The sequence below is a fragment of the Rheinheimera sp. genome (genome assembly GCF_020217005.1).
Classification (GTDB): Bacteria; Pseudomonadota; Gammaproteobacteria; order Enterobacterales; family Alteromonadaceae; genus Pararheinheimera.
Genome location: NZ_JAIWOI010000296.1, coordinates 1 through 10,000, shown reverse-complemented (window position 1 = coordinate 10,000; position 10,000 = coordinate 1). Strand labels below are relative to the sequence as shown.

General features: G+C 45.8%; 12 protein-coding genes. 5 read left to right on the top strand and 7 right to left on the bottom strand.

Features of this window, described 5'->3' with window-relative positions; genetic code table 11:
• Positions 1 to 382: 382 nt before the first annotated feature.
• Positions 383 to 1,015, top strand: coding sequence for a hypothetical protein (locus LDL40_RS14420; protein ID WP_300996111.1), 633 nt, complete (start codon positions 383 to 385; stop codon positions 1,013 to 1,015).
• 18 nt (positions 1,016 to 1,033) lie between these two features.
• Here the strand turns inward: LDL40_RS14420 and LDL40_RS14415 are convergent, their stop codons facing one another.
• Positions 1,034 to 1,444, bottom strand: coding sequence for a hypothetical protein (locus LDL40_RS14415; RefSeq protein WP_300996110.1), 411 nt, complete (start codon positions 1,442 to 1,444; stop codon positions 1,034 to 1,036).
• 121 nt (positions 1,445 to 1,565) lie between these two features.
• Here LDL40_RS14415 and LDL40_RS14410 point away from each other — a divergent pair, with 121 nt between their 5' ends.
• Positions 1,566 to 2,780, top strand: coding sequence for a pyridoxal phosphate-dependent aminotransferase (locus LDL40_RS14410; RefSeq protein WP_300996109.1), 1,215 nt, complete (start codon positions 1,566 to 1,568; stop codon positions 2,778 to 2,780).
• A complete protein-coding gene (gene yfbR, locus LDL40_RS14405) occupies positions 2,780 to 3,436 on the top strand; it encodes a 5'-deoxynucleotidase (RefSeq protein ID WP_300996108.1) in 657 nt (218 codons plus the stop codon). Before LDL40_RS14410 ends, yfbR begins: the two co-directional genes overlap by 1 nt.
• A gap of 64 nt (positions 3,437 to 3,500) precedes the next feature.
• On the opposite strand, the gene LDL40_RS14400 is transcribed toward yfbR, so the two are convergent.
• Positions 3,501 to 4,511 (bottom strand): cation diffusion facilitator family transporter, encoded by a 1,011-nt coding sequence (locus tag LDL40_RS14400; protein ID WP_300996107.1) that lies wholly within the window; start codon positions 4,509 to 4,511, stop codon positions 3,501 to 3,503.
• Between the two features lie 289 nt (positions 4,512 to 4,800).
• Here LDL40_RS14400 and LDL40_RS14395 point away from each other — a divergent pair, with 289 nt between their 5' ends.
• Positions 4,801 to 5,403: a transglycosylase SLT domain-containing protein gene (locus tag LDL40_RS14395; protein WP_300996106.1), complete on the top strand. Its 603-nt coding sequence runs from the start codon at positions 4,801 to 4,803 to the stop codon at positions 5,401 to 5,403.
• A 9-nt stretch (positions 5,404 to 5,412) separates the two neighbouring features.
• Here the strand turns inward: LDL40_RS14395 and LDL40_RS14390 are convergent, their stop codons facing one another.
• From LDL40_RS14390 to thrS, 5 genes are all read right to left on the bottom strand, one after another.
• Entirely contained in the window at positions 5,413 to 6,255 is an 843-nt protein-coding gene (locus LDL40_RS14390; RefSeq protein ID WP_300996105.1) for a DMT family transporter, read from the bottom strand.
• A gap of 151 nt (positions 6,256 to 6,406) precedes the next feature.
• The gene (gene rplT / locus LDL40_RS14385) at positions 6,407 to 6,766 is read right to left on the bottom strand and encodes a 50S ribosomal protein L20 (protein WP_046520188.1); all 360 of its coding nucleotides are present in this window, start codon (positions 6,764 to 6,766) and stop codon (positions 6,407 to 6,409) included.
• Positions 6,767 to 6,781: 15 nt separating this feature from the next.
• The gene (gene rpmI / locus LDL40_RS14380) at positions 6,782 to 6,979 is read right to left on the bottom strand and encodes a 50S ribosomal protein L35 (RefSeq protein WP_082101848.1); all 198 of its coding nucleotides are present in this window, start codon (positions 6,977 to 6,979) and stop codon (positions 6,782 to 6,784) included.
• A 97-nt stretch (positions 6,980 to 7,076) separates the two neighbouring features.
• Entirely contained in the window at positions 7,077 to 7,619 is a 543-nt protein-coding gene (gene infC, locus LDL40_RS14375) for a translation initiation factor IF-3 (protein WP_367304335.1), read from the bottom strand.
• Between the two features lie 27 nt (positions 7,620 to 7,646).
• Positions 7,647 to 9,557: a threonine--tRNA ligase gene (gene thrS / locus LDL40_RS14370; protein ID WP_300996100.1), complete on the bottom strand. Its 1,911-nt coding sequence runs from the start codon at positions 9,555 to 9,557 to the stop codon at positions 7,647 to 7,649.
• 330 nt (positions 9,558 to 9,887) lie between these two features.
• On the opposite strand from thrS, the gene LDL40_RS14365 reads away from it, so the two are divergent.
• Positions 9,888 to 10,000, top strand: a 113-nt coding sequence (locus tag LDL40_RS14365; RefSeq protein WP_300996112.1) for a CPXCG motif-containing cysteine-rich protein, incomplete at its 3' end; no start/stop codon positions are given.

Below are 10,000 nucleotides of genomic sequence, written 5' to 3'. Positions count from 1 at the left end.
TACGCTGATCCGCGGCGTCAAGAGCTGCCAACTTGGATGGCATTTGCCACTCAGCTAATGAAGCAATATCCTCAACAGGAGCTGGTTTCAGCCATGGGTAAACAAAGGCATATAGCACCAGGCTCCATAACACCAACCAAAAAATGTGTTCTGTTTTTTTCATCCGACACCCTGATTTAGCCTTTTATCAGATCCCTTCACTTGGTGAATGGGATAACAATGGCGCGTATTCTAACCAGATCTGGTAGTAGTTTCGACCACAAATTGGCCTAAAAGATTAGTGGCACCTTGAACAAAATGCGTAACTATATGTTTTAATTGATTATATATATTGGCAGGAAAACTGCATACTCTGCTTTTACAATGAAAAAAGGAGAACAATATGCGTCAATTAAAATTAATTCCAGCTTTGATACTGGCTTTATCAGCAACAACTGCGATGGCGGATGACATTAAAGTGTTGGAAAAAGTTATAGATGCGAAAAGCTATAAAAAGTTAGTGCTGGAAGTTCCTGTCGGAGAGATAAAGATCAAAATCTCTAAAAGCTCTGATATCAGCTTAGTGATTGAGTTAGAGCCGGATGATGATTGGCTGGGCCGCAGCACTGATTTATCAGATGCAGAAATCAGTCTGCGTGAGGATGGTTCGAGCCTTAAGTTGAAGGTTGATCTGGAAGATGATGATGACGTTACCCAAAACTGGACTGTGGCAATGCCCGCAGATATGGCTGTTTCATTAAATTTAGGTGTTGGCTCTGTTGAAATTGATGATATGGCATCAGATATCAATGTCGATTTAGGTGTTGGTGAAATAGATATTGATGTCGACACCAGCCTGTTTGACTCGATTAAACTCGATGCAGGAGTCGGTGATACTTCTATCAAAGGTGGCAAAGGGCGATACCAACGAGATCAAGTGCTGGTCACTAGTTCAAGCCAGTTACATGGTGAAGGTAAAAAAGAATTGGAAGCCAACGTGGGTGTAGGTGATATTGAAGTCAGAGACAATCAATAACTGGTATTGAGGACTTAGTTATGGCGTTTTGTGGATCCAATGTGGAGTAAAGCGCCAGTACGCTGCTAACGCCTGCTTTAAATCAAAGAAACTGGTCAAAGGCAAAGAATCACCGCTGATACAGCCGTAAGTAAAGCGGTGACAGTTGTTGCTTAATAAGTCGTAATCCTGATAGCTATATATTTGTGCAATAGCCCTGTTCGCGGCAATTTCAGAACCGATGATGTCGCCCGATGGATTAGTTGCGAAAATCAGGTCTGCACCGGATCTGTCCGCTAAAAAGCGTTGAAAAGACAACGAACGAACCAATCCTGAGCCTGCTAACTCAACAATTTGCCCTTCGCCTATATAGATACCCGTATGTTCAAAAAATTGGAAAATTTCGCAGCCCACCACTGCGCCAACAGGGATAGTTCGCAGACTTTTCATAAAGCTCCTGATTTTCCCGCTTTTTTTTGCAATCATACTTGCAAAAGACGTCTAGGCGTGTAAAAAGGTGTAAGCAAAGATTTTCAATAAAGACAATAGACGGAGACATAAGGGTAGCGGTATGAAACCAATAGAGCGCTCGACAAAATTAGATGGGGTTTGTTATGACATTCGGGGTCCTGTGGCACGCGAAGCCAAACGGATGGAAGAAGAAGGTCAGCGTATTTTAAAGCTCAATATTGGTAATCCCGCGCCTTTTGGCTTTGAAGCGCCGGATGAAATTTTAAAACACGTAATCCACAATTTGCCAACGGCACAAGGCTATAGTGACTCACAGGGTATTTATTCGGCCCGGGTCGCAGTGGCACAGTATTATCAACAGCGTGGAATTTTAGGTGCTGACGCAGACGACGTATATATAGGCAACGGCGTATCTGAGTTAATTCTTATGTCATTGCAGGCGCTTTTGAATAACGGCGACGAGGTACTAATCCCCTCCCCTGATTACCCGCTCTGGACAGCCGCGGTGAATTTGGCTGGTGGCAACGCTGTGCATTACCGCTGTGATGAGCAATCAGACTGGTTTCCCGATTTGGCCGATATTCGCGCAAAAATCACGAAGAAAACCAAAGCTCTGGTGCTGATCAATCCAAACAATCCTACTGGAGCAGTCTATTCCAAAGCCTTTTTACTGGATCTGTTAGCCATAGCCCGTGAGCATAAGCTGGTAGTGTTAAGCGACGAAATCTATGACAAGATTTTGTACGACGGTGCGGAGCATGTCACCACGGCTTCATTAACCGACGACTTATTTATGCTTACCTTTGGTGGATTATCAAAGAACTACCGTATCGCTGGTTTTCGGGTTGGCTGGATTTTATTGTCCGGAGCCAAACATCTGGCAAAACACTATGTCGAAGGTTTAAATATTCTTGCGTCTATGCGCCTCTGTGCTAACGTCCCTTGCCAGCATGCAGTGCAAACTGCCCTGGGCGGTTATCAGAGCATTAACGAGCTGATCGTACCTGGCGGACGTTTGTATGATCAGATGGACTTAGCCCATAAGCTTGTCACCAGCATTGATGGCATCAGTTGCGTACGGCCTAAAGGAGCAATGTATTTGTTTCCTAAACTGGACCGAAAGAAATTTAAAATCAAAGACGATGAGTTGATGGTGCTGGATTTTTTACGTCAACATAAAGTGCTGTTGGTACACGGCCGCGCCTTTAACTGGCCTGAACCTGATCATTTCCGTATTGTGTTTTTACCCCACAAAGAACAGCTGGAAATGGCTATTGGCCGTTTAGCGCAGTTTTTACCTGGGTATCAGCAATAATGGATACTGATCACAAAAGCGGCAACTCACAGGCAGAGCGAGAAAGTGCTTATCAAGAGCCAAGCCATTTTTTCGCTCACCTGTTCCGGATGAAGCTGATCAACAGATGGCCGCTGATGCGTAATGTCAACACCGAAAACGTGGCCGAACACAGCCATCAGGTCGCTGTGGTTGCTCATATGCTGGCGCTTATTCGCCGTGAGGTATTTGCCGGTGAAGTCCAACCTGAACGGGTTGCAACATTGGCGTTGTTTCATGACGCCAGCGAAGTACTGACCGGTGATTTACCTACTCCTGTGAAGTACTTTAACGCTCAGATTGCTCAGGAATACAAAAAAATAGAACGCATTGCAGAGCAAAAGCTGCTGTCGATGTTGCCAGAGAAATTACAGCCTTTTTATCAGTCTTTACTGCTGTCAGAGCAGTATTCGGCTGATGAGAAGTTGCTTGTTAAGGCTGCGGACACACTCTGTGCTTATGTAAAAACTCTGGAAGAGCTGTCGGCAGGCAATCATGAGTTTGTGCTGGCGAAAAAGCGTCTGGAGAGCGTGTTAGAAGGTTATGCTTTACCTGAAGTGAACTATTTTCTTGAGATTTTCATCCCAAGCTTTTCGCTGTCTTTGGATGAAATCAGCTTGCAGGACGGTCAGCTGTAATAACCAATCCGATGTCTATCGAAACCATAAGGGCGCAAAGTATCTGCGCCCTTTTCGATCCTGCTCAATGCTGGTCCCGGCAAACTTCCTGATTAAATTCAAACTCTATGGTGGTATGTTCCAGCTGATAAGGCTGGAGCAGTTGCCGGATCTGTTCTTTATGCGCTTTTAACTGCTCTGCTGCAGTCTCAGCTTTCAATACCAGATGCGCTGTTAACACATGCTTTTCGCCATCCAATGACCATAAATGCAGGTGATGTACATCCTGCACAAACCCAAGGTCTTGTAGCTGGTGTTCTATTTTTGCGGCCAGTTTTGGATCCGGGCTAACTTGTAAAAACAGCGCCAGAGTACGGCGTAAATTACGCCAGACGTTGATCAGAATAAAGCAGGTAAAACCAATACTTAACAGTGGATCTAACCAGGCCCAGTCGGTGAAATAAATCAGGATAGAACCGACAAGCACAGCAACCCAACCTAAAACATCTTCCAGCAGATGCCAGGTCAAAATCTGTTCGTTTTGGGTTTTGCCGCCTCGCAGTTTAAATACCGCAGCACCATTGACCAGCACACCCAAAACCGCAAGTCCCATCATGCCCATCGCATGAGGTAATTGTGGCTCCCATAACCGAGGTATAGCTTCGTATAAAATCCAGCAAGACCCCAGCACTAAAATCACGCTGTTAATCAAAGCACTCAGTAAAGACCAGCGTCTGTAGCCATAACTGTAACGGGGGGTCGCTTCTTTCCCAGCCACTTTGGCGGCAAACCAGGCAAAAGCTATGGCCAGTGTATCGCCTAAATCGTGCATAGCGTCAGCCATAATAGCCACGCTATTGGTCAACCAGCCGCCAACAAATTCAATAATTGTAAAACTAAAGTTCAACCAAAAGGCAGTGGCTATATTGCCAGATTCAGTGCCATGATGATGGTGACCAAAAAGGCCATGATGATGAGAATGTCCATCATCATGCAATTCCGCGCTGTGATGGTGATGAGGGCCTCCATCATCATGTTTGCATCCGTTGCCATGCTGAAGGGTTTTCTGTTCTGAATGTGGATGTTCGTGTGGCATACTACACCTGCAAAATGCCTGAATGCCTCTACCATATCTGGTTTTTGGCCGCTCTGCCAGCTCAGAGGTGATGGGACTGGGCAGAAATCAAACGAACAGATTCTGTCCTTAGAAAAAAGCTTGAGACTACCGGAACAAAACACTAGTCTGAGGCTGAAGTTTGGCTGGATAGAGCCGATACAGAAACATTCAGCAGGAAGAACAACCATAACAAATGCCCATACACCTGATTTATTTTAGTGTCGCTATCAGTTTATTTCTGTTAACCACTTCAGCTTTAGCAGGAAGCATGGCTCCTGATGCAAATAAAGACTACGCAGCATGGTCAGAAAAAAACAAGGACGGCAGTTGGACACGAATCACGGAACAAGCTGTGGCAATGTCTCCACTGGTAAAACTGGTACCAGCCGATGTGCAAAGCTTCTGCCCCCGTTATGCAAGTCTTGCCCAACAGCAACGCAGCCAGTTTTGGGTGGCTTTGTTTTCTGCTATGGCCAAACCTGAAAGTAATTTTAAGCCTCAGTCTTTTTATCAGGAAAAGTTTAAAGACGCTCAAGGTCGTCGGGTCATAAGCCGTGGTTTGCTGCAAATTTCCCACGAAAGCGCCAATCAGCCTCGTTATGCCTGCGATATTAAACAACCGCATTCTTTGCACGACCCCAAAGTGAACTTAAGTTGTGGTGTGAAAATAATGAGCAAGTGGGTTCAAACTGATGGAGTGATCAGCCAGCCACGCTGGAGTAAAGATCCCAAAGGCGGCGCCCGTTATTGGTCAACCTTAAGGCCACAACGCGGTAAAGTGCAATCTATTGCCGATTTTACCCGCCAACTGCCCTTTTGTGCCCCTTATGCCGGCAGGTCAACCAAATCCAAATTAAAAGTAGCGATTTAAGTTCTGCCATTATCGCTGACGAGCAGTCAAGGTGACCAGAGCAATACCTCCTAAAATCGCTATTGAAGCCAAAATCAGACGCGCGCTGAAAGGCTCTGCCAAAAACAGCACAGCCCCCACAGCGGCGACCAGAGGCACACTGAGTTGTACTGTTGCTGCTGTACTGGCTTTTAAATAAGGCAAAGCAGTATACCAAAGCGCGTAACCAAGGCCTGATGTCAGAGCTCCGGATAATACCGCGTAGCAACCCCCCTTCAGATCAAACGAAAGCCCGTCAAAACACAACAAAGCCAGTATTAACGCTATGGGCACAGTACGCACAAAGTTACCCGCGGTAACCTTCAGGGCGTCGCCACCACTTTTCCCTCGCAATGAATACACTCCCCAGGCCACACCGGAAAGCATCATTAACAAACCAGCCCCCACAGGAGGTGCGGATAATCCCGGCAATAACAAGCCAACCAAACCTGCACAGGCAAAGATAAAACCCAGACTCTGTAACAAAGTAAAACGCTCGCCCCGCCAGTAACCATAAGCAATCATGCAGGCTTGTACTGCGCCAAATAGCAGTAAGGCCCCAGCTGCTGTACTTAAACTGACGTAAGAGACTGAAAATGCGATGGCATACACAAACAAAGCCAAAGCTGACCACCAATTGCCTTCACCGGCTCGACTGTCCTCATTGATGGATATCAGCAACCAAAGTACTAAAGCACCTGAAATCAGCCGCACCGCAGTAAAACTAACAGGATCAATATCGGTGTGGCTCAATGCAGCCCGGCACAGCAGCGAGTTACCGGCAAAAGCTAATAAGGCAAACAGGGTAAAAACGGCAACTCTAGCAGCAGACATAGCTAAGGTTCATCTCTGAATACAATGGATTCCAGCATAACATTGTAAAAACAGAGAGTTAAATCACAGAAGGTAGAAAAGATAAAACAGAGGCATAAATTTCAGGTATAAAAAAGCCACCCGAAGGTGGCCTTTTACTCTGCTCAAAGAATTAAGCAGCTAAAGCTTCTTTTGCCTTGGCGACTAAAGCAGCAAATGCGCCTTTGTCGTATACAGCGATATCAGCCAGGATCTTACGGTCGATTTCAACAGATGCTCTTTTCAGACCATCGATGAAGCGGCTGTAAGATAAACCGTTCTGACGAGATGCAGCGTTGATACGCGCGATCCACAGTTGACGGAATTGACGTTTACGTTGACGACGGTCGCGGTAAGCGTATTGGCCAGCTTTAATAACTGCCTGGAAAGCGACACGATAAACACGACTGCGGGCACCGTAGTAACCTTTAGCCTGGTTTAACACCTTCTTGTGACGAGCGCGAGCTGTCACACCACGTTTTACTCTTGGCATTTGAAATCTCCTAAATTATGCGTATGGCAGACAACGAGCGATACCAGCAACGTCAACTTTTGCAACTAACGTTTTTGGACCTAACTGACGCTTACGCTTAGAAGACTTCTTCGTCAGAATGTGGCGAAGATGTGATTGCTTACGTTTAAAACCGCCTGAGCCGGTTTTCTTAAAGCGCTTTGCAGCACCTTTGTTGTTTTTCATCTTTGGCATAGTTAAATAACTCGCATTGTTTAGATTACAACGAATAATAAGGCGATAAAAAACGCCGCTTTATTCAAGCGGCGTATCTTATGCTTGAAAGCTCTTATTACTTCTTATTTGGGGCCAGCATCATGATCATCTGACGACCCTCAACACGGCTTGGGAAAGATTCGCAGATAGCAATATCTGACATATCTTCTTTAATCCGGTTAAGCATCTCAATACCGATGTCCAGATGCGCCATTTCACGACCACGATAACGCAGTGTTACTTTAGCTTTGTCACCCTCTTCAATGAAGCGACGCAGGTTGCGTAGTTTTACCTGGTAATCGCCTTCATCAGTTCCAGGCCGGAATTTTATTTCCTTGATCTGGATCTGTTTTTGCTTTTTCTTCTGCTCTTTAGCAGCTTTGCCTTTCTCAAACAGGAACTTACCATAGTCCATCAACTTACAAACAGGTGGTTCAGCGGTTGGGCTAATCTCTACCAAGTCAGCGCCTGCTTCTTCTGCTAAACGAATAGCTTCTGAAGTGTTTACTACACCTAATTGCTCACCTTCCAGACCTAACAAACGTACTTCTTTAACGTTGATCTCTTCGTTAATACGGTTTGGTCTGTTCGCCGGTAAAGTTTTCTTTCCTACTTTAATAGTATGTTCCTCCAAGAGTGAAAATAATTAGACCCGGTTTTTAATTTCAGTGCTCAACTTCGCAATAAAGTCGTTTACACTCATTTTTCCAAGGTCTTCGCCCTTCCGTGTTCTTAATGCGATATCGCCGGCTTCAACTTCTTTGTCACCGACCACCACTAAATAAGGAACACGCTGTAGCGTGTGCTCGCGGATTTTAAAGCCTATCTTCTCATTTCTCAAGTCAGAAATAGCTCTAATACCATGAGATTTGAAAGTTTTTACTAAATCCTGCACATATTCGGCCTGATTATCGGTAATATTCATCACTACAACCTGAGTTGGGGCTAACCAGGCTGGGAAGAAGCCTGCATACTCTTCGATCAAAATACCGATAAAACGTTCCAGCGAACCTAAAATCGCGCGGTGGATCATTACAGGAACTTGTCTGTCATTGCCTTCGGCAACAAAACTTGCACCTAAACGACCCGGCAGCGCAAAATCGAGCTGCACTGTACCACATTGCCAGGCGCGGCCTAAGCAATCATGTAAAGTAAACTCAATTTTAGGGCCATAAAACGCACCTTCACCAGGTTGCAGGTCATAAGCTATGCCATTGGCATCCAAAGCTTCGGCTAAGCCCTGCTCGGCACGGTGCCACATTTCGTCCGTACCAATGCGTTTTTCCGGACGAGTAGATAATTTCACCTGTACATCTTTAAAACCAAAAGTGCTGTAGACGTCAAACACCATTTTAATGCAGTTCGATACTTCAGCCTGAACCTGATCTTCAGTACAGAAGATATGGGCGTCGTCCTGAGTAAAACCACGCACCCGCATCAGGCCGTGTAAACCACCTGATGGCTCGTTCCGGTGACAGCAGCCAAACTCAGCCATACGCAGTGGTAAATCGCGGTACGACTTCAGGCCCTGATTAAAGATTTGCACATGGCCAGGACAGTTCATCGGCTTGATGGCGTAGTCACGGTTTTCAGAACTGGTAACAAACATATTGTCAGAGTACTTTTCCCAGTGACCTGAACGTTCCCACAGTACTTTGTCCATCATAAATGGACCTTTGACTTCCTGGTAATCGTATTGCGCCAGTTTTTCACGGACAAAAGTTTCCAGCTCGCGGAAGATAGTCCAGCCGTCATTGTGCCAGAACACCATACCCGGCGCTTCTTCCTGCCAGTGGAATAAACCTAAAGCTTTACCAATTTTACGATGGTCACGCTTTTCCGCTTCTTCCAGTTGCAGTAAATAAGCGGCTAGTTGCTTTTTATCCGCCCATGCCGTGCCGTAAATACGCTGCAGCATTTTATTTTTTGCATCGCCGCGCCAGTAGGCACCCGCCACTTTCATTATTTTAAAGTGCTGACAGAAGCGCATGTTAGGCACGTGTGGGCCACGGCACATGTCGATGTATTCTTCGTGATGGTATAAACCCGGCTGATCGTCTTTAGCAACGTTCTGATCGAGAATTTCCATTTTGTAGCTTTCGCCACGCGCAGCAAAGGTGTCGTAAGCTTGTTGCCAGCTTACTTTTTTCTTCACTACGTCATATTCGGTTTTGGCCAGTTGCAGCATGCGCTCTTCAAGTTGCGCTAAATCATCGCTGCTGATTGGACGGTCTAAATCAACGTCGTAATAAAAGCCGTTGTCGATGACAGGACCAATCGCCATTTTGGTGTTTGGCCATAACTGCTTAATGGCATGACCTAATAAGTGAGCACAGGAGTGGCGGATAATTTCCAGGCCTTCCTGATCTTTGGCAGTGACGATACTTAATGAAGCGTCTTCAGTGATCAGCTCGCAGGCATCCACCAATTGACCATTGATTTTGCCGGCTATGGTGGCTTTCGCCAGACCTGGGCCTATGTCTTTGGCAACGTCTAATACAGATAAAGGGGCGTCAAATGAACGCTGACTACCGTCAGGTAAAGTGATAACTGGCATGCTAAGTCCTCACAGTGGTGGCCCGTACCAAGGGTCACATGTTGATTCAAATTAAATTAATGGAATGCAATTTGCGGTTCAACCTTACGAGCGGTAGAACAAAGCAGCACAACACGTAGTTGAGGCGGCTTTTAACAAAAAGCGGCTGCATCATAACAGCAGTGACACTTTATCGGCAACAACCACGCAGGAAGCAGTAGAAAGCCAGCTAATTTTTCGCCTGATAACACATTAAGGCCTACACTAAGACCTAGAAGGAGTTTTCAATCGAAAGGACCCGCAGATAATGAGTCGCCAGAGCCTGGAGTGGTTAAGGCTAACGGAGGATCTATGGACTTATTGCATAAAACTATTCTTTGCCCTTTCTGTGGCCATCCCACTCATATCACTCTGGATATCAGCGGTGATGATCAGGACGACATCGAAGATTGCAGCAACTGCTG